Source organism: Catellatospora methionotrophica (genome assembly GCF_011297335.1).
Lineage (GTDB): Bacteria > Actinomycetota > Actinomycetes > Mycobacteriales > Micromonosporaceae > Catellatospora > Catellatospora methionotrophica.
Genome location: NZ_JAAOTJ010000035.1, coordinates 26,565 through 49,644, shown reverse-complemented (window position 1 = coordinate 49,644; position 23,080 = coordinate 26,565). Strand labels below are relative to the sequence as shown.

Below are 23,080 nucleotides of genomic sequence, written 5' to 3'. Positions count from 1 at the left end.
GTCGCGGCCTCAGGGTCTGCCTGAGGCCGCGACTCTTTAAGAGTTGCGGCAGGGGGTGGGGGCGAGGCGTCGTTGACGCCGCGCGGAAGGCCCGCCGGGGCGCGGGCCGGGCCGTGTCGGTTGGAGATCGCCGTTTCGGGTCGGGACCTCGGGTCCAACCGCAGATCTTGACCCAAAACAGCGATCTTGTATCGCACGAGCCAGGGCATCCGCGGAGCGAGGGCGTTGCGGGCGCGGATTACGCAATCGGCGCGACGCGGAGCTGGGGTGGGTCAGGAAGGGGGGCCGCTGCTGGCGCGGACCATGAGGGTGGGGGCGACGCGGGGGTGGGGTGGGGCGTCGAGGGTGTCGTGGGCGTCGAGGAGGTCGAGGAGGGCGGCGAGGCAGCGGCGGCCCACCTCGTCGAAGTCCTGGCGGACCGTGGTCAGCGGCGGGGACAGATACTCGGCTTCGGGGATGTCGTCGAAGCCGACGACGCTGACGTCCTCGGGCACCCGGAGGCCGCGTTCGTGCAGCGCCCGCAGCATGCCCAGGGCCTGCTGGTCGTTGGCGCAGAAGACGGCGGTGACGTCGGGGCCGATCCGGTGGCCCGCCTCGTATCCCGAGCGCGGGCTCCAGTCCCCGACGATCGCCGCGGGCACCCGGCGGCCAGCGGCCTCCAGTGCCTGCCGCCAGCCGTCGACGCGGTCGCGGGCTTCGAGCCAGTCGCGCGGCCCGGTCAGGTGCCAGACGGTCTCGTGGCCGAGTGCGAGCAGGTGCTCGACGGCGAGCCGGGCCCCGGCGACCTGGTCGACGGAGATGGTGGGCAGGTCACCGGCGATGTCGGACTCGACCACCACGGCGGGTACGCCGGTCGGCAGGCTGTGCGCGGCGGCGGCCGCGGTGAGCAGCGGCGCGATGATGACGACGCCCGCGACGGACTGCTCGGTGAGCCGGTTGACGGCCTCGGTGACCCCGGCCCGGTCCAGTTTCTCCAGCGCGACGATGCTGATGCCGTATCCGGCGTGGCGGGCGGCCCGCTCGACGCCGAGCAGGGTCGCGGCGGGGCCGTACAGGATGGTGTCGAAGCTGACCACGCCGATGACGCGCGAGCGCCGCCCGGCCAGGCCCCGGGCCAGCGCGTTGGGGCGGTAGTTGAGCTGCTTGACGGCCACCAGGACGCGCTCGCGGGTCTCGTCGCGTACGCTCGGGTGGTTGTTGAGCACGCGGGACACGGTCTGGTGCGAGACCCCGGCGAGGCGGGCGACGTCGTTCATCACCGCCGCGCGGGCGGCCGGCTGCTGGCTCATCGTGACTCCCCTGACGGCACATCGTATCGCATGTTGATCATCTTTCGTCGCGGACGGCCGACAGTGCCGGTGGACGCGCACGGGTGCGCATCCACCGGTCAGGGGCGGTAGGGGGTCAGAAGCCGCGGGCCAGCCGGTAGTAGGCCTGGTTCCAGCGGATCTCGTCGGCGAACCGGCGGGTGGTGGTGTCCGCGTCGATGACGACGAGTTCGGTGCGCGACATCTCGGCCAGGTCGTGCAGCTCCTCGACGCCGACGGCCTGGGACAGCACGGTGTGGTGCGGGGCCCCGGCGGTGATCCACGCCTCGGCGGATCCGGCCAGCGACGGCCGGGGCCGCCACACGGCGCGGGCGACGGGCAGCTTCGGCAGCGGCTGCGGCGGGGGCACCACGTCGATCTCGTTGGCGACCAGCCGGAACCGCTCGCCCATGTCGGCCAGGCCCATCACGACGGCGGGGCCGGGCTGGGCGTCGAACACCATCCGGACCGGGTCCTCCCGGCCGCCGATGCCGAGCGGGTGGATCTCGACGTGCGGGGTGTCGGCGGCGATCGTCGGGCAGACCTCCAGCATGTGCGCGCCGAGCACCAGCTCCTGGCCGGGGGTGAGGTCGTAGGTGTAGTCCTCCATGAACGAGGTGCCGCCGGTGGTGCCGACCGACATCGCCTTGAGGGTGCGTACCAGCACCGACGTCTTCCAGTCGCCCTCGCCGCCGAAGCCGTAGCCGTCGGCCATCAGCCGCTGCACCGCGATGCCGGGCAGCTGGCGCAGGCCGCCGAGGTCCTCGAAGTTGGTGGTGAAGGCGCGGAAGCCGCCCGCTTCGAGGAAGTTGCGCAGGCCCGCCTCGATCCGGGCGGCGTAGCGCAGCGAGTCGTGGCGCTCGCCCCCGGCGCGCAGCTCGGCGGTGACGCGGTAGCTGTCCTCGTACACCTTGACCAGGTCGTCGATCTGCGAGGCGGGCACCGCTTCGACGGCGTCGACCAGGTCGTTGACGCCGTACGTGTTGACCGAGACGCCGAAGCGCAGCTCGGCCTCGACCTTGTCGCCCTCGGTCACCGCGACGTCGCGCATGTTGTCGCCGAACCGGGCCAGCCGCAGCGAGCGCATCGCCGACCAGCCGATCGCCGCGCGGGTCCACGCGCCGACCCGGGCGACGACGCGCGGGTCGGACACGTGGCCGGCGACGGTCTTGCGGGCGACGCCGAGCCGGGTCTGGATGTACCCGAACTCGCGGTCGCCGTGCGCGGCCTGGTTGAGATTCATGAAGTCCATGTCGATCTCGTCCCAGGGCAGCAGCACGTTCGCCTGGGTGTGCAGGTGCAGCAGCGGCGTCGTCAACGCATCCAGCCCGGAGATCCACATCTTCGCCGGGGAGAAGGTGTGCATCCACGCGATCACCCCGACGGCGCCCTGCGCGGCGGCCTCGCGACACACCTGCAGGATCTCGCCGCTGGAGGTGAGCACGGGCTTCCAGACCACCCGCGCCGGGATGCCCGGCGACTCGTCGAGGATGCGGGCGATCTCCCGGGACTGTCCGGCGACCTGGCGCAGGGTCTGCTCGCCGTACATGCCCTGGCTGCCGGTGAGGAACCAGACCTCGGGCTGGGAATGCGTTGTCATGTTCGTGCCTTCCGCGAAACGGGTGGGGTTACTTCTTGCGGATGCCGATGAGGCGTTGGAGCAGGATGAACGCGAACAGCAGCCCACCGATCACGATCTTGGTCCACCAGGAGTTGAGGCTGCCGTCGAAGGTGATCAGGGTCCGGATCACGCCGAGCACCAGCACGCCCAGCACGGTGCCGAAGACGTAGCCGGAGCCGCCGGTCAGCACGGTGCCGCCGATGACGACGGCGGCGATGACGTCGAGTTCCATGCCGACGGCGATCAGCGGGGCGCCCGACAGGGTGTAGAACGACAGCAGGATGCCGCCGATCGCCGAGCACAGGCCGCTGATGGCGTACACCGCGATCTTGGTGCGGCCGACGGGCAGGCCCATGAGCAGCGCCGACTGCTGGTTGCCGCCGAGCGCGTAGACGTTGCGGCCCAGCCGGGTGTACGCGAGTACGAACGCCCCCACCAGCACGACCACGAACGCGATCAGCACGCTCGTCGACACGAAGTTGCCCTTCGGGTCGCCGATGCGCTCCTGGGCCATGGAGGTCCAGAACGGATCGGTGATCGGGATCGACGACTTGCTGATGAACGTGCACATGCCGCGGGCGAAGAACATCCCGGCCAGGGTCACGATGAACGGCTGGATCTCGAAGAAGTGGATGACGCAGCCCATGCCGAAGCCCAGCGTCGGGCCGACGAGCAGCGCGATCAGCAGCACCGGGGCGGGATGCATGCCGCCCTGCAGCAGCCACGCCGACATCATGGCCGTCATCGCGACCACCGAGCCGACGGACAGGTCGATGCCGCCGGTGAGGATCACGAACGTCATGCCGACCGCGACGACGAGCAGGAAGCCGTTGTCGATGAAGACGTTGAAGACGACCTGGATGTTGGAGAAGGCGCGGTACTGCGAGACGCCGACGGCGTACATGACCAGCAGCAGGGTGAGCGTGGCCAGCACCGGAACGTACCGCTGCGGGATGCGCCACCAGGCGCGGGTGGGGGCCAGTGAGGTCGTGGTCATGCCGGCACCTGCTCCTTGGGCTGGTCGGCCGCGATCGGGGCGGCGGGCGCGGCGGGTCGGCGGCGCGCGAACTTGGCCCGGAAGGCGGGGGCCTGGACGAGGCAGACGATGATCACGACCACGGCCTTGAACAGCAGCGCCGTCTGCGGCGAGATGTTCATGGCGTACACGGTGGTGGTCAGGGTCTGGATGAGCAGCGCGCCGAGGATCGTGCCGCCGAGCGAGAACCGCCCACCGGCCAGCGACGTGCCGCCGATCACGACGGCGAGGATCGCGTCGAGCTCGATCCACAGCCCGGCCGCGTTGCCGTCCGCACTGGACACGTTCGCGGTGACCATGAAGCCGGCGATACCGGCGCACACGGCGCTGATGACGTACACCAGGAAGGTGATCCGGCCCGAGCGGATGCCGGCCAGACGGCTGGCCTCGGCGTTGCCGCCCACCGATTCGATGATCATGCCGAGCGCGGTGCGCCGGGTCACCGCGGCGACCAGCAGCGCGACGCCCGCCGCGATGAAGATCGCCAGGGGCAGGGTGAGCAGGTAACCGACGCCGACGGCCTTGTACGGCTCGGAGTTGATGGTGATGATCTGGCCCTCGGTGATCAGCTGGGCCAGGCCGCGCCCGGCCACCATGAGGATCAGCGTGGCGATGATCGGCTGGATGCCGATGATCGAGACGAGTGCGCCGTTCCACGCGCCGAGCACCAGCGACAGCCCGACGCCCAGGGCCAGCGCGACGAGCACGCCGCCGAGCGCGTTCTGGTCGGGCTGCCCGCTGATGTGCAGGCAGGCGATGGCGCCGCTGATCGCGCACATCGAGCCGACCGACAGGTCGATGCCGCCGGTCGCGATGACCAGCGTCATGCCCATGCCGACCAGGATCAGCGGCGCGGCCAGCCGCAGGATGTCGATGAGGCTGCCGTACAGGTGGCCGTCCTTCATCTCCACCGACAGGAACCCGGGGCGGTAGATCGTGTTCGCCACCAGCAGCGCGATCAGCGCGACGACGGGCCAGAACAGGGCGTGGCCGGTGACGGCGGCCCACCGTGCCTTCGAGGTGCTCATGCCTTCTCCTCGCTTCGCTCGTCGACGGCATGTGGGCTGAGCCTGCTGATTCGCTCGCTGCGCTCGCTCATGCCTTCTCCGGCCCTTCGTGGCGCGTGCCGCTGGCGATGGTCTGCATGACGCGGTCGGCGTCGACGGTGTCGTCGTTGGCCAGCTCGGTGACCAGCTGCCGGTCGCGCATGACGGCGATCTTGTGGCTGAGCCGCAGCACCTCCTCCAGCTCGGCGGAGATGAACAGCACCGCCATGCCGCCGTCGGACAGCTGCACCACCAGCTTCTGGATCTCGGCCTTCGCGCCGACGTCGATGCCGCGGGTGGGCTCGTCGAGGATCAGCAGCCGCGGTTCGGTTATCAGCCAGCGGGCCAGCAGCACCTTCTGCTGGTTGCCGCCGGACAGGTTGCGGACCGGGATCTCGGGGTCGGCGGGGCGGATGCTCAGCGCCTTGACGTACTTGTCGACCAGCTCGTCCTGCCTGCGGCGCGGGATCGGGCGCAGCCAGCCACGGGCGGCCTGCATGGCCAGGATGATGTTCTCGCGCACGCTCAGCTCGCCGACCAGGCCCTCGGTGCGCCGGTTCTCGGAGCAGAACGCGATGTCGTAGCCGATGGCGGCGATCGGGGTGCGCAGCGCGGTGGGCTTGCCGTCGACGGCGATCCGGCCGTGGTCGGCCCGGTCCGCGCCGAACAGCAGGCGGGCGACCTCGGTGCGGCCGGAGCCGAGCAGCCCGGCCAGGCCGACGACCTCGCCGGAGTGGATGGTCAGGCTGAACGGCGCGACCGAGCCCTTGCGGCCCAGCTCGTCGGCCTGCAGGAACGGGGTGCCCGCCTCGATCGCGCGTACGTCGCGCTTGGACTGCTCGTCCAGGCTCTCCAGCACGTCGAGTTCCTTGCCGATCATCTTCTCGACCAGGGCCAGCTGCGGCAGCTCCGCGATCGGGTACTCCCCCACCAGGCGGCCGTTGCGCAGCACGGTGATCCGGTCGGCGATGCCGTACACCTGGTCGAGGAAGTGCGTCACGAAGATGATCGCGATGCCCTCGTCGCGCAGCTGGCGCATGATGCGGAACAGCTGCTCGACCTCGGTCGCGTCCAGGCTGGAGGTGGGCTCGTCGAGGATGAGCACGCGGGCCTGGATGTCGATGGCGCGGGCGATGGCGACCATCTGCTGCACGGCCAGCGAGTACGTGCCCAGCAGCTGCGTCACGTCGATGTGCAGGTCGAGTTTCGTGAGCAGGTCACGGGCCCGGCGGCGCATCTCGCCCCAGCGGATCGCGCCGAGGGTGCGCGGCTCGCGCCCGATGAAGATGTTCTCCGCCACCGACAGGTTGGCGCAGAGGTTGACCTCCTGGTACACGGTGCTGACCCCGGCGGCGGCGGCCTGCATGGGGCCGGTGAACGACACCTGCTGCCCGGCGAGGTCGATGCTGCCCGCGTCGTGGGCGTAAACACCGGTCAGCACCTTGATCAGGGTGGACTTGCCGGCGCCGTTCTCGCCCATGAGGGCGTGCACCTCGCCGGGGAACAGCCGGAAGTCCACGCCGTCGAGCGCGCGTACCCCCGGGAAGGACTTGCTGATGGCGGTCATCGTCAGGACCGGTTGCCTACCCGACATCCCATCCGACCTTTCACTGAGTTCTGGGTAAGGGTCGCCGCGGCCGTCCGCAAGGGGCCGGGCTCGGCGCAGCGGCGAGGACGTCTGCCCGGCGCGGGTGCGCGCCACGGCTCCGTCTGGCGGTGAGTGAGACGGGGCCGCCGCACGGTGTGCGGCGGCCCCGGGGGTGGATCAGTACTTGCGGGTCGGCAGCGCGGCCTTGGCCTGCTCCGGCGTGAAGGTGCCCTCCTCGGTCTCGATGCGCTGGGGGATGGTCTCCCCCTTCGAGACCTTCTTGACCAGGTCCATCAGCTGGGGCCCGAGCAGCGGGCTGCACTCGGCGATGAAGTTGAACTTGCCGTCGGCCAGGGCCTGCATGCCGTCCTTGACCGCGTCGATCGTGATGATCTTGATGTCCTTGCCCGGTACCTTGCCCGCGGCGGTGATCGCCTCGAGCGCGCCCAGACCCATGTCGTCGTTGTGCGCGAACAGCACGTCGATCTTCGGGTTGGCCTTCAGGAACTGCTCCATGACGGCCTTGCCGCCGGCGCGGGTGAAGTCACCGGTCTGCGACGCGATGACCTTCAGGTTCGGGTTGGCCGCGATGGCCTCGGCGAAGCCCTTCTTGCGGTCGTTGGCCGGGGCCGAACCCGTGGTGCCCTGCAGCTCCACGATGTTCACCGTGCCGGTGGCCGACTTGGTCTCGTTGACCAGCCACTCGCCGGAGAGCTTGCCCTCCTTGACGAAGTCCGAGCCGATGAACGTCTTGTAGAGCGACTTGTCGGCCGAGTCCACCGAGCGGTCGGTCAGGATCACCGGGATGCCGGCGTCCTTGGCCTCCTTGAGCACGGTGTCCCAACCCGACTCCACGACCGGCGAGAAGGCGATGACGTCGACCTTCTGCTGGATGTAGTTGCGGATCGCGGTGATCTGGTTCTCCTGCTTGCCCTGCGCGTCGTCGAACTTCAGCTCGATCCCGGCCGCCGTCGCGGACTCCTTGATCGAGTTGGTGTTCGCGGTGCGCCAGCCGCTCTCCGCGCCGACCTGCGAGAAGCCGAGCGTCAGCTTGCCGTCGTCGGCCGGCTTGTCGCCGGTGTCGCTGTTGCCGCACGCGGCCAAACCGGTCGCGAGCAGAGTTGCGGTCAACACCGCGACGGCGCGGCGTCGCGTGATGGCCTTGCCCATGGTGAGCATGCGATCTCCTTGGATGAGGTGGGCCTACCCCCGCGCGCCGGGTGGGAGCTCGGCGCGCGGCCTGCGCTGTGGTGCTGGTGGAGCGGTGATGCTGCGGTGAGAGGATCGGGTGGTGCCACCGCCGGTACCTAATCGGCGGACAACTGGCGGCCGGGCTGGCCGTACACGTTCTGGTAGCGGTCGTAGAGGGAGTCGACGTCGGCCTGCGCCATCGGCACCGGCTGCCCGAGCACCCGGGCCAGGTGCGCGGTGCGCGCGACGTCCTCGCACATCACGGCGGCCTTCACGGCGGCGCGGGCGTCCTTGCCGATGGTGAACACGCCGTGGTTGCGCATCAGCACCGCCGGGGAGCGGTGGCCGGACAGCGTGGCCACGATGCCCTTGCCGATGTCGTCGCCGCCGATCAGCGCGAACGGCCCGATCGGGATCTCCCCGCCGAACTCGTCGGCCTGCGCGGTGAGGTGGCACGGGATGGCCTCGCCCCGTGCCGCCCAGGCGGTGGCGTACGTGCTGTGCGTGTGCACCACCCCACCGACCTCGGGCATGGCCCGGTAGACGTAGGCGTGCGCGGCGGTGTCGCTGGACGGCGACAGGTCGCCCTCGACGACCACACCGTCCAGATCGCAGACGATCATGTTCGCGGCCGACAGGTCGTCGTAGGACACCCCGCTGGGCTTGATGACCAGCAGCTCCTGCCCCGGCACCCGCGCCGACACATTGCCCGCCGTCCAGGCCACCAGGCCGTATCGCGTCAGCTCCGCGTGCAGCGACGCGACGGTCTCCCGCAGCGCCCCGATGACCTCGCTCATGCGGCCACCCCCAATGCCACCGTCGGCTCGTCGGCCGAACCCGTGCGGGCCTCGTTGCGGATGGCGCGCAGGCGGAGCATCACGTCGTTCGCGCCGCGGCCGAAGTGGTCGTGGAGCTGCTTGTACTCGGCATACAGCGCGTCGTAGGCGCGGGCGCGGGCCGGGTCGGGCTGGTAGACGCCCCGATCGACACGGCCCATCGCGTCGGCCGCCTCGTGCACGTCGGCGTACGCCCCGGCGGCGACCGCGGCGTGGATCGCCGAGCCGAGCGCGGGGCCCTGTGCCGAGCCGATGATGCTCAGCGGCCGGTCGGTCACATCAGCGTAGATCTGCATGAGCAGCCGGTTGGTGGTAAGCCCGCCCGCGACGACCAGTTCGGTGACGGGCACCCCCGCGTCGGCGAACGCCTCGATGATCATGCGGGTGCCGTACGCGGTCGACTCCAGCAGAGCCCGGTAGACGTCGGCCGGGCGGGTGGCCAGGGTCAGGCCGACGATCAGGCCGGACAGGTCGTGGTTGACCAGCAGCGAGCGGTTGCCGTTCCACCAGTCCAGCGCGATCAGGCCGTGCCCGCCGACCGGCTGCGCGGCGGCCAGCTCGGACAGCCGCTCGTGCGAGTCGAAGCCCGCCGGGGCGGCCTGGTCGACGTACCAGCCGAAGATGTCGCCGACGCCGCTCTGTCCCGCCTCGTAACCCCACGCGCCCGCGCTGATGCCGCCGTCGACGACGCCGCACATGCCCGACACCTCGGCCGGGACGGTGCCGTTGACGACGTGGCAGGTCGAGGTGCCCATGATGGCGACCAGCCGGCCCGGATCCAGGGCCTGCGCGGCGGCGGCGGTGACGTGCGCGTCGACGTTGCCGACCGCGACCGCGATGCCCTCCGGCAGCCCGGTCCACGCGGCGGCCTCGGCGGTCAGTGAACCCGCGCGGCCGCCCAGCGGCAGCAGCCGGCCGTCCAGTTTGGCCACGAACCCGGCGAAGCCGGGGTTGAGCGCGGCCAGGTAGTCCTTGGACGGGTAACCGCCGTCCTGGAAGATGCCCTTGTATCCGGCGGTGCACACGTTGCGGGTCTCGACGCCGCACAGCTGCCAGATGATCCAGTCGGCGGCCTCGATCCAGCGCTCGGCCCGGTCGTAGACCTCCGGGTCCTCCTCGAGCAGCTGCAGGCCCTTGGCGTACTGCCACTCGGCGGAGATCTTGCCGCCGTAGCGGCCGATCCACGGCTCGCCGCGCTCGTGGGCGAGGGCGTTGATCCGGTCGGCGTGCGGCTGCGCGGCGTGGTGCTTCCACAGCTTGACCCACGCGTGCGGGCGGTGGCGCAGCTCCGGCAGCTCGCACAGCGGCGTGCCGTCGGCCAGCGCCGGCAGCACCGTGCAGGCGGTGAAGTCGGTGCCGACGCCGATCACGTCGGCCGGGTCGACGCCCGCCGCTGCCAGCGCCGCCGGGACCGCGTGGCGCAGCACGTCGCGGTAGTCGTCGGGGTCCTGCAGCGCCCAGTCCGGCGGCAGCGGCGCACCGGAGGCGGCGAGCACACCGTCCATGACGCCGTGGCGGTACTCGTGCACCGCCGTGCCGACCTCGGCGCCGTCGCTGACCCGGACCACCAGGGCCCGGCCGGACAGCGTGCCGTAGTCGACGCCGACGACGTACCGGTCGCTCATGTCTTCCTCCGCTCGGTTGCTGGGACACAGTGTTAGCGCTCACATCCAGAGGCGTCAAGACATGCCATCGCAACAGATGCGTAACGGCGGTTCGCACAGAGCGTGCGAAGAATTTGCGCAACTCGGGATCTGAACGGCACACCGATGGCCAGCCGGTTTCCGGCGTCCCTTGACGACACCCGATGTGTGCGTTAACACTATCGCTGCAAATCGAGTCCGGCGTCAGGCCGGATCGAGCCCGCGGACATGCCGTGCGCCCGGCCGGCGGCGGCAGCTCGACGGCGGGCGGGGGTGGCACTTCATGCGGTGAGAGCGGCACCCCCGCCCGCTCCCACGACCGGTCCCGCTGTGGACGACCGGCCGCGGGCATGCTTCACACCCGCAGGCCCGGAACGGACCTGCGGGTGGAGGGGGATGAAAAGGAAGCTTCCGGTCAGGCGACCGGCGAGGCGGAGGGACTGGGCGACGCGTCCACCGGCGGCGGCGTGTACGGGATCGCGCTGCCCTTGACGTACTCGTCCCAGGGCTTGTCGAAGTCGGTCCAGCCGTTGCCGTACTGCAGCTTGCGGGACGTGCCCTTGGTGGTCAGCGGGTCACCGATCATCGTCTGCCCGAACAGCCACTTCGCGTCCGCCAGGGACATGTTCACGCAGCCGTGCGAGACGTTGCGGACGCCCTGGTCCTTCACCGACCACGGGGCCGCGTGGATGAACTCCCCGCCCCAGGTCAGCCGCTGGGCGTACTCGATGTTCGTCCGGTAGCGGTTCGACGGGTTCGGGTCGCTGGTCGTATCGAACACCGTCTTGGCCAGGCGCTCGATGATGACCGTGGTGCCGCTCGACGACGGCATGTTCGCCCGGCCCAGGCTGACCCGGATGGTGCGCACGGTGACGCCGTCCTTGACGACCTTCATCACCTTCGGCTTGGCCTTGTCGTCGATCACCATCACCAGCGACCGTCCGATGGAGCAGGTCAGCGTCGCGTTGCGCTTGCCGAAGTAGCCCTCGCCCAGCGGCAGGCCACCGGCGCGCACGTCGACGAACACCTTCGTGCCCGCCTGCCAGAACTCCCGGGGCCGCCAGTGCAGCTCGTCGGGGGTGTACCAGGTCCAGATGCCCTCCTGCGCCGGAGTCGTCCGCACCAGCAGTCGCCGCTGCAGGTCCGCCCGCTGCGCCTGGGGGATCTTGCGGCTCAGCCGGAAGATCAGCGGCATGCCGACGCCGACGACCGCGCCGTCGGGCAGGAAGCTGACGACGCTGACGACCTTGTCCGGCTGGGCCATCGTCGTGAACGTCGAGGTCGCCGTCGCGGCCCGCCCGTCACTGTCAGTGGCGGTCACGGTCACGGTGTACGCCGTGCCGTAGGCCAGCGCCTTCGCGGGCAGCCAGCCCCTGCCGTCGGGGTGCGGCTCGCCGGGCACGTCGGCACCGGCCGCGTCCTTGAGCGTCACCTGTGTCGAGGCGGCGTCGGTGGCCGTGAACACGATCTCGGCCGAGGCCGGGACCTCCGTCGCGGCGGCGGCCGGCTCGGTGATCGTGACCTTGGCTTTGGACGGCGGGGCGTCCGGGCTCTGGCTGGCCCCGGGCGAGCCGTTCCCGGACGGCGCCTTGCTGCCGGTGCAGGCGGCCAGGCCGATCGCGGCACCCGTCAGGCCGAGCGTGGCCAGGGCGGAGCGGCGCGTGAGCGGGCCGAGGTCGGGGCGGGGGAAGGAGGGCATGCGTTCCTCACCAGCTAGTACGGGGCGGACGCCGGTCCGCCGCGGGTGCGGGCCGGGCCTCGGTGATCCCGGACAACTGTACGCGGCGATACGCGAGACCCCCTCATGCCCGCCGTGCCGCCGCCCGCCGGGCGTCCGGTCGTGTCCGGCGTCCGGCGACCGGACGCACCCCGGTGAGCTGCACGGACGTCCTCAGATCCGACCGTCCTGTCCGGACACGACGGTGCCCGCGCGGCCCCGGTGACACCGTCATCTCACGACATCCGAGCAGAACAGAAGGAGACCCGGATGAACATGCGACGCAGACTCGTCGCGCTCCTCTTCGCCACGGCCGTGTCGGTCGGGGCGGGGCTGGCCACCGCCGCGCCCGCGAGCGCGGCGCCGGCGGGGCTGGACGACCACCAGACCTTCGGGGTCGGCACCTTCGAGACGATCCGCAACGAGCGGTCCCTGAAGTGCCTGATCCCGAAGGGCAACTCCAACAACGCCAACGCCCCGATCGTGCAGCGCGGCTGCGAGAGCCGGACGCAGCACCGCTGGGCGCTGTTCCCGACCAGCAACGGCTACTACTGGATCGTCAACCAGGGCAGCGGGCTGTGCCTGGACCTCGCGGCCAACAGCGAGGACGAGGTCGTGCCGGGCACCCGGGCGCAGCAGTTCCCCTGCGACGCCGCGTACAGCAGCGAGGAGTGGACGCCGATCTCGTACTTCGGCACGGGACGATTCCTGTACCAGAACAAGGTCAAGGGCCTCTGCCTGGAGGTGCTGGGACGCTCGTACAACAACGACGCCCCGCTGCAGGTGAACAACTGCAACCTCTATGAGACCGCGCAGCAGTTCTACTTCCAGTGAGCCGCTGAGCCCGTGCCCGGCCGGACCCGCCTCAGGCGGTGTCCAGCCGGGCACGCACCGCGTCCGCGCTCGCGTGCCCGATCCGGTCCAGGATCCCCCACGCCTCCCGCAGCGCCTCCCGCGCGGCGGCGGCCTCGCCCGCGGCCAGCCTGCTCTCGGCGAGGTTCTGCAGCGTGCAGGCCACGCCGAACCGGTCGCCGTCGGCCCGGAACATCGCCAGCGCCTGCTCGTAACTCGCTATCGCCGCCGGGAGGTCCCCCAGGTGGTGGTACGCGTAGCCGAGGCTGTCCAGGGTGTCGGCGACGCCCTGCGGATCGGCGACCTGCTCCAGCCGCTCCAGCGCCCGCCGGCAGTAGGCGACCGCCCGGCCGTGGTCGCCGAGCAGCCCGAGCTGCCAGCCGACCGCGTTCAGGCTGTACGCCTCGCCGGCCGTGTTACCCGAGGTGGTGAACAGTTCCAGGGCCCGCCGCGAATGCTCCAGGGCCTCCGGGTGCCGCTGCGCCCGCTCCAGCGTCTGGCCGAGGTTCAGGTGCGTCTGGGCCAGGCCGTCGGCGTCGCCGAGGGCGGTGAAACCGTCCAGTGCCCGCCGCAGCCGCCCGTGCGACTCGTCGTGACGGCCCAGCCGCGAGAAGACCCGGGCCAGATCGCGGTGCCCGTGCGCCTGCCCCGGCAGGTCGGCGTCGCGCTCCGCCGTGCTCAGCACGAGTTCCTGCACCTCGTGCCAGCACGCCCACATCGCCCGCCGGTCGAGATAGCCGGACAGGGCCCACGTCAGCTGCCAGGCATGCCGGCCGAAGCCGCTCGCGCAGGCCCGGGACGTCTCGGCGAGCAGCACGGCGTGCTCGGCGTCGAACCACGCCTGAGCGGCCGCGCCGTCGGCGAGGTCCAGGGCGGTCGCACCGTCGCCCGGCGGGTCCGGCGCGATGTCACTGAACGGCGGGTGCAGCAGCACCGCGGCCCGGTGGGCGGTGTGCAGGTAGTGGTCGAGCAGCCGCCGCACGGCCTGCTCGCGCTCGGCCGCGCTGTCGGTGTCGTGCGCCAGTTCCCGCGCGTACGCCCGGACCAGGTCGTGCATCAGGTAGCGGCCCGGCCGGTGCTCGCTGAGCAGCCCCGCGTCGCTCAGCTCGGCCAGCGCCCGCCGGGTCGTGCACAGCGGCACCGCGGCCAGACTCGACGCCGCCGCGGGAGCCAGGTCGCAGCCCGAGGTCAGGCCGAGCAGGCGCAGCAGCCGCGCGGTGTGCGGGTCGAGGGTCCGATACGACCACGAGAAGACGGCCCGCACGTCGGTGGACTCGTCCCCGGTCCGCAGCGCCTCCAGCTCGCCCGGCTCCACGCACAGTTCCCGCACCAGCTCCGCCAGCGACAGCGCGGGCTGCAGCGCGACCCGGCTGGCCGCGACGCTCAGCGCCAGCGGCAGCCGGGCACAGGCGCGCACGATCCCGTCGGCGGCGTCGGGTTCGGCGCGCAGCCGCTGCTGCCCGATGCGCGCGGCGAGCAGGTCCGCCGACTCCTGCGCGCTGAGCGGGTCCAGGTGCAGCACCTGCGCGGCCTGCGCCACCACCACCCCGGCCAGGCGGCTGCGGCTGGTCACCACCGCCAGGCAGCCCGGCCCGCTCGGCAGCAGTGGGCGCACCTGCTCGGTGTCGCGGGCGTTGTCGAGCACCACCAGCACCCGCCGGTCGGTGAGCAGGCTCCGGTACAGCGCGAGCTGGGCGTCCGGGCTGGCCGGGATCCGGTCCGGGGCCACCCCGAGCGCTTCGAGGAAGCCGCGGGTCGCCCCGTCCGCCGTCAGCACGGCCTCGGAGGGGCCGAATCCGCGCAGGTCCACATACAGCTGGCCGTCGGGGAAGCGGTCCGCGGCCCGGTGCGCCCAGTGCACGGCCAGCGATGTCTTGCCGATGCCGGGCGGGCCGGTGACGATCACGGTGCCCTCGGCCGCCGTCAGCGCGGCCAGCTCCGCCTCGCGGCCGATGAAGTGACGGCCGCCGGGCGGCAGCCCGCGCGGGCGCATCGGCTCCTGCTCGGCCTCCGGCTCGGGCTCGGCCGTCTGCGCGACCGGCGGCGACTCGCTGAGTAGCTGCTCCACCGCGGTATGCCGGCGACGCCAGTACTCCTCGACGCCGAACCTGGCCGACAGGGTGGCCGACCGCCCCTGCTCCCTGGCGTACGCGTGGCAGTGCGCCGCCACGGCCCGCACCACCCGCCACTCGGGCAGGCGCTCGACCCGGCCGTTGAGGATCGCGCCGAGCTGGCTCTTGCCGAGCCCCACCTCCGCCGCGAGCACCCGCAGGCTCGGGCCCCCGGCTTCGGCACGCAGCTGGCGCAGGTCGCCGCAGAGCCTGGCCAGCAGTTGCTGGGCGGCTCCGCCCGGGACAGACATCGCACTCCCCCAGATCGATGACTGTCATCAGCCTAGGGAGGCGGCATCGGGGAGGCGAAACGATTATCGAACTTTGTCACATTGCCGACAATCTGTCGCGGATCGCCGCCGATGTCAGCGGAAGCCGTCGCGCAGGCGGCGGAAGAAGCCGCCCTCCATCGGCAGCCCGGGCGCGGGCGGCGGAGCCACCGCCCGCTGGCGAGCGATCGGCTGGTCGTAGTCGGTGCGCGCGATGGCGTCGATGACCTGCTCCTCGCTGAAGTCCTCCGAGCCGGTGATGTGCGGGACGAACCCGACCAGCATCCCGTCGCGCAGGACCTGCGCCTCCAGCCCGGCGGTGCCGTCGGTGTCCCAGAGCGCCTCGCGGCCGTCCGGCAGCGCTATCCGGACGCCGACCTTGCGGTCCCCGCCACCGAGCGACAGGTGCGCGGGCACCCCGCGGTCCCGCAGCCGGTCCACCACGCGCCGAGCACGGTTCTCATCCATCCGCCCACGGTAGCCAGCCACGCTGGGCAGACGCTGGGAACCACGCCGAACCGCCGGACAACGGGCGATGCACGCCGGCCGTGGGGCCGACGTGCACCGTCCTGGATCACCTAGGCGTCAGGCTCCCGGTCAGGGCCGGGGCTTGCCGCCATACGGTCCCTTCTTCTTGACCACGACCTGCTCGGCCGGGTCGCCGCAGCTGGTCTGCACGGCCTGGTTGGCGTCGTCGCCGCTGTAGCTGGCCACCCACTGGTAGGTGCCCGGCTTCTTGGCCCGGAAGGCGTCGGAGCGGTAGTCACCGTTGCCGGAGACGTCGACGGTGGTCGTGAACACCGGTCGGCGCGAGCAGGTCGCGTCGCCGGGGCCGTACAGGCGGAACGTGATCGTGCCGGTCGGCGCGTTGCCACCGGCCAGCGTGGCCGTGTCGTAGATCTCCTTGCCGACGTAGGTGTCCCGCGAGGCCCGCGTGGTCAGCGTCGGCGTCCCCTGGCCCGCGGTGACGACCACGGACTCGCCCGGGGCGTTGCACTCGTCGCCGACCGCGGCGTTGTTCGCGTCGCCGCTGTAGCTCGCCACCCACCGGTAGGTGCCGGCCAGGGTCGGCGTGAACTGCTGCGACGGGTAGACGCCGTTGCCGGTGACCGGCACCGTCGAGGTGAACACCGGGTCGTCGCCGCAGGTAGCGTCGTTCGGACCGTACAGGTTGAACGTGATCGAACCGGTCGGGCTCTGGCCGCCGCGCAGCGTCGCGACGTCGTTGATCTGGCCGCCGAGCGTGATGTCGTCCGAGGCGTCGGTCGACAGCGTCGGGGTCACCACGGCCGGGTTGACGACCACGGACTCGTTCGCGTCGTTGCACTCCATGGCCACGGCGTTGTTGTTGCCGTCGCCGGTGTAACTCGCGATCCACCGGTAGGTGCCGGTCTGCGTCGGGGTGAACGGGCCCGACGGGTAGGCGGCGTTGCCGGTCACCGGCACCGTCGCCGTGAACACCGGGTCGTTGGAGCAGGTCGCGTCGTTCGGGCCGTACAGGTTGAACGTGATCGAACCCGTCGGCGCGTTGCCACCGGCCAGGGTCGCGGTGTCACTGACCTGGCCGCCGAGCGTGACGTCGTCGGAGGCGTCGGTCGACAGGGTCGGCGTGACGACCGCCGGGTTGACGACCACGGACTCACCCGGGTCGTTGCACTCCATGGCCACCGCGCCGTTGTTGCCGTCGCCGCTGTAGCTCGCGATCCAGCGGTAGGTGCCCGCCTGCGTCGGCGTGAACGGACCCGACGGGTAGGCCGCGTTGCCGTTCACCGGCACCGAAGCGGTGAAGACCGGGTCGTTGGAGCACGTGGCGTCGTTCGGGCCGTACAGGTTGAACGTGATCGTGCCGGTCGGCGCGTTGCCACCGGCCAGCGTGGCCGTGTCACTGACCTGGCCGCCGAGCGTGACGTCGTCGGAGGCGTCGGTGGTCAGGGTCGGCGTGATCGAGCCCCGCAGGACGGTGACCGACTCGTTGTCGTCGTTGCACGCCCCGGCCACCGCCGCGTTGCCGGCGTCGCCGCTGTAGCTCGCGATCCACCGGTACGTGCCCAGCAGCGGCGGCGTGAACTGCTCCGACGGGTAGTCGCCGTTGCCGGACACGGGCACCGTCGAGGTGAACACCGGCAGGCCGGCGCAGGTCGCGTTCTCCGGGCCGTACAGGCTGAAGGTGATCGTGCCGGTCGGGTTCTGGCCACCGGCCAGGGTCGCGACGTCGTTGACCTGCCCGCCCAGCGGCACGTTGCCGGAGGCGTCGGTCGACAGCGTCGGGGTCACCACGGCCGGGTTGACGACCACGGACTCGTTCGCGTCGTTGCACTCCATGGTCACCGCGGCGTTGCCCGCGTCACCGCTGTAGCTCGCGATCCACCGGTAGGTGCCGGTCTGCGTCGGGGTGAACGGGCCCGACGGGTAGGCGGCGTTGCCGGTCACCGGCACCGTCGCCGTGAACACCGGGTCGTTGGAGCAGGTCGCGTCGTTCGGGCCGTACAGGTTGAACGTGATCGAACCCGTCGGCGCGTTGCCACCGGCCAGCGTGGCCGTGTCGCTGACCTGCCCGCCGAGCGTGACGTCGTCGGAGGCGTCCGTCGACAGCGTCGGCGTGACCTGGCCCTGGCTCACGACCACGGACTCGTTCGGATCGTTGCAGGAGGTCGTCGCGGCAGCGTTGTTGGCGTCGCCGCTGTAGCCGGCGGTCCACCGGTAGGTGCCCGCCTGGGTCGGCGTGAACTGCGCCGACGGGTAGGAGCCGTTGCCGGACACGGGCACCGTCGAGGTGAACACCGGCGTGCCGGTGCACGTCGCGTTGTCCGGGCCGTACAGGTTGAACGTGATCGAACCGGTCGGCGCGCTGCCGCCGGCGAGCGTCGCGACGTCGTTGACCTGCCCGCCGAGCGTGATGTTGTCGGAGGCGTCGGTGGTCAGCGTCGGCGCGACCGCGGCGACCGCCACGGACTCGTTCGGGTCGAGGCAGGCCGTGGTCACGGGCGCGTTGCCGGCGTCGCCGCTGTAGCTGGCGACCCACCGGTAGGTGCCCGTCTGGGTGGGCGTGAACTGCTGCGAGGCGTAGTTGCCGTTGCCGGAGACCGGTGCGGCCGAGCTGAACACCGGCGTGCCCAGGCAGGCGGCGCTGTCCGGGCCGTACAGGCTGAAGGTGATCGTGCCGGTCGGGTTCTGGCCGCCGGTCAGGGTCGCCGTGTCGCTGACCTGCCCGCCGAGGGTGACGCCGTCGGAGGCGTCGGTGGTCAGCGCCGGGGTCACCACCGCCGGGCCGACCACGACCGACTCGTTCGCGTCGTTGCAGAGCGTGGACACGCCCGCGTTGTTGGCGTCACCGCTGTAGCTGGCGATCCACCGGTAGACGCCGGTCGCCGTCGGGGTGAAGTCGTCCGACGGGTAGACCCCGTCGCCGTCCACGGTGACCGAGCTGGTGAACACCGCGGGACCCGCGCAGGTGGCGTCGTCCGGGCCGTACAGGTTGAACATGATCATGCCGGTCGGGTCCTCGCCACCGGCCAGCGTGGCCGTGTCGCTGACCTGTCCGCCCAGCGTGACGTTGCTGGACGCGCTGGTGGTCAGGTCCGGCGTGGGAACTCCGGCGCACGACAGGGTCGCGGTGAACGGGAAGTGGTGCATCTCGCCGCCGTTGTTGGCGGCGGTGCCGTGCACGAGGGTGTCGACGATGACCTGGCCCTCGATGTTCGAGGAGCTCAGGTCGGTGAGGCCGGCGTTGGGGGCGTACAGCGTGCCCTCCAGCGTCGCGCCGTTCTGCGCCAGGGTCAGCGTGGTCACGGTCGGGAAGTTCCACAGGATGAACGGGGCGTTGCCGCCGCTGACGCCCGCCTGGGTGGGCACGGTCCAGTTGAAGACGTTGCCGACGCCGCCGGTGTTCACGTTGATCAGCAGGGGTGAGGTGGCGGTCGGCTGGTTCTGGTACGTGAGGGTGGCGATGTTGGCCAGGTTGGCGGCCGAGATGTTGAGAACGTTGGTGACGTTCGGGGCGAGGGTGATGAAGGCGTTGGTGCCGGGCGGCAGGTTCGCGGGCAGTGGGACGCCCTGGGCGTCGGTGAGGGTGACGGTGTTGTCGCAGGTCGCCAGGTCGGTCGCGGAGCTGCGGAAGTCCTGGAACGCGGTGGCGAAGTCGATGGGGGTGGCCGGGCCGACGGAGGCGACCGGCTGCTGGACGTTGAGCTGCACCCGGGGCTGGGAATCGTAGGACGCCCCGTCGGCCACGATGCGCGTGTTCACCGACGCGTGGTTGTCGTCGGTGTCGCGGACGTCGGCGTTGCTCAGGTCACCCACCTTCGCATACCCCTGGCTCTGCACCTGAACGACGGCGGGCGCGCTGCCGGCGAAGTTGACCGCGCCGCCGATGACCAGGGCGCTGGGGCGGGCGTCGCCCGCGACCGTGAAGGTGCCGGCCGTCGCGCCGCCGACCTGGTAGTTGCCGCCGATGGTCAGGTTTCCGCCGATCGCCACCGGCCCTTCACTCTCGTTGCTGGTGAGGGTGGTGTTGCCCCGCGTGAACACGTTGAATCCGAGCGCCGCGGCGGTCGGCGCGGACGGGCTCACGGCGGCGGCCGACGCCGCTGGGATCATGACTAGCATCGCGGAGGCTGTCGCGCTCAGCAATGCGGTGGCGGCGACTATGCCGCGCATCCGAGTTATCTGCATGTCTGAGATATATAGGCCGTTAGGCCATGAGTGGGCGATTATCCTCATTTGTGAGTAGCAGCGATGTTACAGCGCTAATGTCTCATTTTGGTACCCCGCTGCCGGTCGGCACCCGCCAGACCGCCGGCTGGCGATGTCGGCGTGCCATCCTGCGCGCCGCGCCCCTGATCGCAGCGCCGAGCCGCCGCCCAGGGTGCTTCCCGGCGATGCCCAGACCTTGACAGTCGTATATCTATACGAGTATCAATTAGCTGCAAATAACGTTATAGAGCCGGTGAGCTCTGCGACGGCGTCACTCCACTACGGACTTTCGCCGCCGCCTTCCCCGACCACGGCGAGGCTTTCGGTGACGCCTCGTCAGGCCCGGTAACGATCCTGGGAGACCCCATGCACCCAGCACGTCATCGACGGCGCCTGCTGAAAGCCGTCCTGCACGGCGCCCTCGGCGTCCTCACCGTCCTCGGCGGACTCGCCGCCGCCACGGCTCCGGCAACGGCCGCCCCCGCGCAGCCGTCCCCGCTGACCACCCCGTGGACCAGCCAGGCGCTCAACGGCACCCCGCTGCCGGAGTATCCGCGCCCACAGATGACCCGCCCCGACTGGCTGAACCTCAACGGCGAGTGGCAGCTGGGCCAGTCCACCACCAACGGCGCACCCGTGTTCGGCCAGAACCTGCCCGAGCGGGTCAACGTGCCGTTCCCGGTCGAGTCGGCGCTGTCGGGCATCAAGCGCGCCCCCAACGACAACCGCTACTACCTGACCTACCGGCGTACGTTCACCGTCCCGGCCGCCTGGGCGGGACGCCGGGTGCAGCTGCACTTCGGCGCGGTCGACTGGCGCACCACGGTATGGGTCAACGGCGTCCAGGTCGGCACCCACACCGGTGGCTACGACCGGTTCGAGTTCGACGTCACGGCGCAGCTCAACGGCGGGACCAACGAGCTGGTCGTGCGGGTCTTCGACCCGACCGACTCCGGTGCCGAGGGCACCAACCCGGCCCGTGGCAAGCAGGTCCGCAACCCCGGCGGCATCTTCTACATCCCCACCTCGGGCATCTGGCAGACGGTCTGGATGGAGCCGACGCCGACGTCGTCGATCTACAGCGCCGACCTGTACGCCAACCTGGCCAGCAACACCCTGCGCATCCGCGTGTTCACCCGCGGGGACGTGACCGGGCACTCCGTGTACGCCGAAGCCCTCAACGGCAGCACCGTCGTCGGCACCGCGACCGGCGGCTTCACCGAGTTCACAGTGCCGGTGCCCAGCGCGCGGCGCTGGTCGCCCGACGACCCGTTCCTCTACAACCTGCGGCTGTCACTGCGCAACAGCGCGGGCACGACCGTCGACCAGACCATGCACTACTTCGGCATGCGCGAGGTCGGCAAGGCCATGCTCAACGGCAAGCTGATGCCGACTCTGAACGGCCAGTTCGTCATGCACAACGGCACCCTCGACCAGGGCTTCTGGCCCGACGGCCTGTACACCGCGCCGACCGACGCGGCGCTGGCCGGCGACCTGCAGAAGATCAAGGACCTGGGCTTCAACATGGTCCGCAAACACATCAAGGTCGAACCGCAGCGCTGGTTCTACCACGCCGACCGCCTCGGCCTGCTGGTCTGGCAGGACATGCCGAGCAAGGGCGACCCCGGCAACGCCGCGCAGCAGGCCCAGTGGGAGACCGAACTGCGCGAGGTCGTCGACGAGCACCGCTCGTCGCCCGCTGTCGTGGTGTACGTGCCGTTCAACGAGGGCTGGGGCGAGTGGAACCTCGCCGACACGTCCCGGATCGCGCAGAACGTCAAGAACCAGGACCCGACCCGCCTGGTCAACCCGCACAGCGGCTACAACTGCTGCAACTCCAAAGGCGACCCCGGCAACGGCGACATCATGGACTGGCACGTGTACGTCGGCCCCGACTCGCCCGCCCCGACGCCGACCCGCGTCGCCATGCTCGGCGAGTACGGCGGCATGGGCCTGCGCAGCCCCGGCCACGAGTACAGCCCCAACGGCAACTTCGGGGCGTACGAGATGCACACCAGTACGCAGTCCATCACGGACCGGTTCGTGGGCCTGATCAACTCGTCGACGAACCTGATGTACACGCGGGGCCTGTCCGGCCTGGTCTACACGCAGCCGTTCGACGTCGAGGGCGAGGTCAACGGGTTCTGGACGTACGACCGGCAGGTGCTGAAGTTCGACGCGGCCCGCGTGCGCGCGGCGAACCAGGCCATCATCGCCGCGTCCAAGGCGCTCAACACCAGCCCGCCGCCCGGCCAGCGCATCAGCGGCCCCGGCGGCAAGTGCGTCGACGTGGCGGCCGACGACACGGGCGGCAACGGCGCGGCCGTGCAGCTCTGGGACTGCCAGGCGGCCTCCGGCGACCAGCGCTGGACCTGGAACGGCAGCACGCTGCGCACCCTGGGCCGGTGCATGGACGCCACCGGCAACGGCACCGCCAACGGCACCGTCGTCCAGTTGTGGGACTGCAACGGCGGCGGCGCCCAGCAGTGGGTGCAGCAGGCCAACGGCTCGCTGCGCAACCCGCAGTCCAACCGCTGCCTCGACGCGACGGGCGGCTCCACCGCCAACGGCACCCGGCTGCAGCTCTACGACTGCAACGGCAGCGTGGCGCAGGTCTTCCGGGTCGGCGGCGGGTCCACCGCGGCCAGCAGCATCGTCGGCCCCGGCGGCAAGTGCGTCGACGTGGCCGCCGACGACACCGGCGTCAACGGCGCCGCCGTCCAGTTGTGGGACTGCCAGTCCGCCGCCGTGGACCAGAAGTGGGCCTGGGACGTCACGGCCCTGCGTACCCTGAACCGCTGCATGGACGCCACCGGCAACGGCACCGCCAACGGCACGCTCATCCAGTTGTGGGACTGCAACGGCGGCGGCGCCCAGCAGTGGATCCCGCAGGCCGACGGCTCGCTGCGCAACCCGCAGTCGGGCCGCTGCCTGGACTCGCCCAACGGGTCCACCGCCAACGGCTCGCGCCTGCGGCTGTGGGACTGCAACGGCAGCCCCGCGCAGCAGTTCCTGAAGCAGTAGAGCCTCTGGTGGCGGCGCTGCCCGCGCCGCCACCACCGCCCGTTCACTACGGTAAAGAGTATGACCTGTTTGGAACTACAAGGTTTACAGTGGTCTTCCTAGATTCACCATGTGGTAAAAACATCGAGAGTTCTCACTACTCTGATC

14 protein-coding genes are annotated in these 23,080 nt (G+C 71.0%); 2 read left to right on the top strand and 12 right to left on the bottom strand.

Annotated elements, in window-relative coordinates; genetic code table 11:
- Positions 1–272 precede the first annotated feature (272 nt).
- The 9 genes from HAV40_RS36325 to HAV40_RS36285 all read right to left on the bottom strand — a co-directional run bounded on the left by HAV40_RS36325 (position 273) and on the right by HAV40_RS36285 (position 11,967).
- Positions 273–1,289, bottom strand: coding sequence for a LacI family DNA-binding transcriptional regulator (locus tag HAV40_RS36325; RefSeq protein ID WP_166388843.1), 1,017 nt, complete (start codon positions 1,287–1,289; stop codon positions 273–275).
- Between the two features lie 115 nt (positions 1,290–1,404).
- Positions 1,405–2,907: an L-arabinose isomerase gene (gene araA, locus HAV40_RS36320; RefSeq protein WP_166388842.1), complete on the bottom strand. Its 1,503-nt coding sequence runs from the start codon at positions 2,905–2,907 to the stop codon at positions 1,405–1,407.
- A 28-nt stretch (positions 2,908–2,935) separates the two neighbouring features.
- Positions 2,936–3,925, bottom strand: a complete 990-nt coding sequence (yjfF, locus tag HAV40_RS36315; protein WP_166388841.1) for a galactofuranose ABC transporter, permease protein YjfF — start codon at positions 3,923–3,925, stop codon at positions 2,936–2,938.
- Entirely contained in the window at positions 3,922–4,992 is a 1,071-nt protein-coding gene (locus HAV40_RS36310; RefSeq protein ID WP_166388840.1) for an ABC transporter permease, read from the bottom strand. The genes yjfF and HAV40_RS36310 overlap by 4 nt, the downstream gene beginning before the upstream one ends.
- A gap of 67 nt (positions 4,993–5,059) precedes the next feature.
- Complete coding sequence (locus tag HAV40_RS36305; RefSeq protein WP_166388839.1) at positions 5,060–6,604, bottom strand: sugar ABC transporter ATP-binding protein; 1,545 nt, start codon at positions 6,602–6,604, stop codon at positions 5,060–5,062.
- A 171-nt stretch (positions 6,605–6,775) separates the two neighbouring features.
- Positions 6,776–7,777 (bottom strand): ABC transporter substrate-binding protein, encoded by a 1,002-nt coding sequence (locus HAV40_RS36300; RefSeq protein WP_203671496.1) that lies wholly within the window; start codon positions 7,775–7,777, stop codon positions 6,776–6,778.
- Between the two features lie 128 nt (positions 7,778–7,905).
- A complete protein-coding gene (locus HAV40_RS36295) occupies positions 7,906–8,586 on the bottom strand; it encodes an L-ribulose-5-phosphate 4-epimerase (RefSeq protein WP_166388838.1) in 681 nt (226 codons plus the stop codon).
- Positions 8,583–10,250, bottom strand: a complete 1,668-nt coding sequence (gene araB / locus HAV40_RS36290) for a ribulokinase (RefSeq protein WP_166388837.1) — start codon at positions 10,248–10,250, stop codon at positions 8,583–8,585. Before araB ends, HAV40_RS36295 begins: the two co-directional genes overlap by 4 nt.
- Before the next feature lie 433 nt (positions 10,251–10,683).
- Positions 10,684–11,967 carry a L,D-transpeptidase gene (locus tag HAV40_RS36285; RefSeq protein WP_166388836.1) on the bottom strand — a complete coding sequence of 428 codons (1,284 nt, stop codon included), beginning with the start codon at positions 11,965–11,967 and terminating at the stop codon, positions 10,684–10,686.
- Positions 11,968–12,261: 294 nt separating this feature from the next.
- On the opposite strand from HAV40_RS36285, the gene HAV40_RS36280 reads away from it, so the two are divergent.
- A complete protein-coding gene (locus tag HAV40_RS36280) occupies positions 12,262–12,819 on the top strand; it encodes an RICIN domain-containing protein (RefSeq protein WP_166388835.1) in 558 nt (185 codons plus the stop codon).
- A 31-nt stretch (positions 12,820–12,850) separates the two neighbouring features.
- Here the strand turns inward: HAV40_RS36280 and HAV40_RS36275 are convergent, their stop codons facing one another.
- The 3 genes from HAV40_RS36275 to HAV40_RS36265 form a co-directional block, all read right to left on the bottom strand.
- A complete protein-coding gene (locus HAV40_RS36275; protein WP_166388834.1) occupies positions 12,851–15,199 on the bottom strand; it encodes an ATP-binding protein in 2,349 nt (782 codons plus the stop codon).
- Between the two features lie 114 nt (positions 15,200–15,313).
- Complete coding sequence (locus tag HAV40_RS36270) at positions 15,314–15,685, bottom strand: hypothetical protein (RefSeq protein WP_166388833.1); 372 nt, start codon at positions 15,683–15,685, stop codon at positions 15,314–15,316.
- A gap of 129 nt (positions 15,686–15,814) precedes the next feature.
- Positions 15,815–19,813, bottom strand: coding sequence for a choice-of-anchor A family protein (locus HAV40_RS36265; protein WP_166388832.1), 3,999 nt, complete (start codon positions 19,811–19,813; stop codon positions 15,815–15,817).
- A 462-nt stretch (positions 19,814–20,275) separates the two neighbouring features.
- On the opposite strand from HAV40_RS36265, the gene HAV40_RS36260 reads away from it, so the two are divergent.
- Positions 20,276–22,933, top strand: a complete 2,658-nt coding sequence (locus HAV40_RS36260) for a ricin-type beta-trefoil lectin domain protein (RefSeq protein ID WP_166388831.1) — start codon at positions 20,276–20,278, stop codon at positions 22,931–22,933.
- Positions 22,934–23,080: the final 147 nt, after the last annotated feature.

What these genes read in the sequence shown, in the direction of transcription:
- araA (WP_166388842.1), bottom strand. Translation starts at nt 2,907, where the DNA reads ATGACAACGCATTCCCAGCCCGAGGTCTGGTTCCTCACCGGCAGCCAG.
- HAV40_RS36280 (WP_166388835.1), top strand. Translation starts at nt 12,262, where the DNA reads ATGCGACGCAGACTCGTCGCGCTCCTCTTCGCCACGGCCGTGTCGGTC.
- araB (WP_166388837.1), bottom strand. Translation starts at nt 10,250, where the DNA reads ATGAGCGACCGGTACGTCGTCGGCGTCGACTACGGCACGCTGTCCGGC.
- HAV40_RS36275 (WP_166388834.1), bottom strand. Translation starts at nt 15,199, where the DNA reads ATGTCTGTCCCGGGCGGAGCCGCCCAGCAACTGCTGGCCAGGCTCTGC.
- HAV40_RS36260 (WP_166388831.1), top strand. Translation starts at nt 20,276, where the DNA reads ATGCACCCAGCACGTCATCGACGGCGCCTGCTGAAAGCCGTCCTGCAC.
- HAV40_RS36265 (WP_166388832.1), bottom strand. Translation starts at nt 19,813, where the DNA reads ATGATCCCAGCGGCGTCGGCCGCCGCCGTGAGCCCGTCCGCGCCGACC.
- HAV40_RS36295 (WP_166388838.1), bottom strand. Translation starts at nt 8,586, where the DNA reads ATGAGCGAGGTCATCGGGGCGCTGCGGGAGACCGTCGCGTCGCTGCAC.
- HAV40_RS36285 (WP_166388836.1), bottom strand. Translation starts at nt 11,967, where the DNA reads ATGCCCTCCTTCCCCCGCCCCGACCTCGGCCCGCTCACGCGCCGCTCC.
- yjfF (WP_166388841.1), bottom strand. Translation starts at nt 3,925, where the DNA reads ATGACCACGACCTCACTGGCCCCCACCCGCGCCTGGTGGCGCATCCCG.
- HAV40_RS36300 (WP_203671496.1), bottom strand. Translation starts at nt 7,777, where the DNA reads ATGCTCACCATGGGCAAGGCCATCACGCGACGCCGCGCCGTCGCGGTG.
- HAV40_RS36310 (WP_166388840.1), bottom strand. Translation starts at nt 4,992, where the DNA reads ATGAGCACCTCGAAGGCACGGTGGGCCGCCGTCACCGGCCACGCCCTG.
- HAV40_RS36325 (WP_166388843.1), bottom strand. Translation starts at nt 1,289, where the DNA reads ATGAGCCAGCAGCCGGCCGCCCGCGCGGCGGTGATGAACGACGTCGCC.
- HAV40_RS36270 (WP_166388833.1), bottom strand. Translation starts at nt 15,685, where the DNA reads ATGGATGAGAACCGTGCTCGGCGCGTGGTGGACCGGCTGCGGGACCGC.
- HAV40_RS36305 (WP_166388839.1), bottom strand. Translation starts at nt 6,604, where the DNA reads ATGTCGGGTAGGCAACCGGTCCTGACGATGACCGCCATCAGCAAGTCC.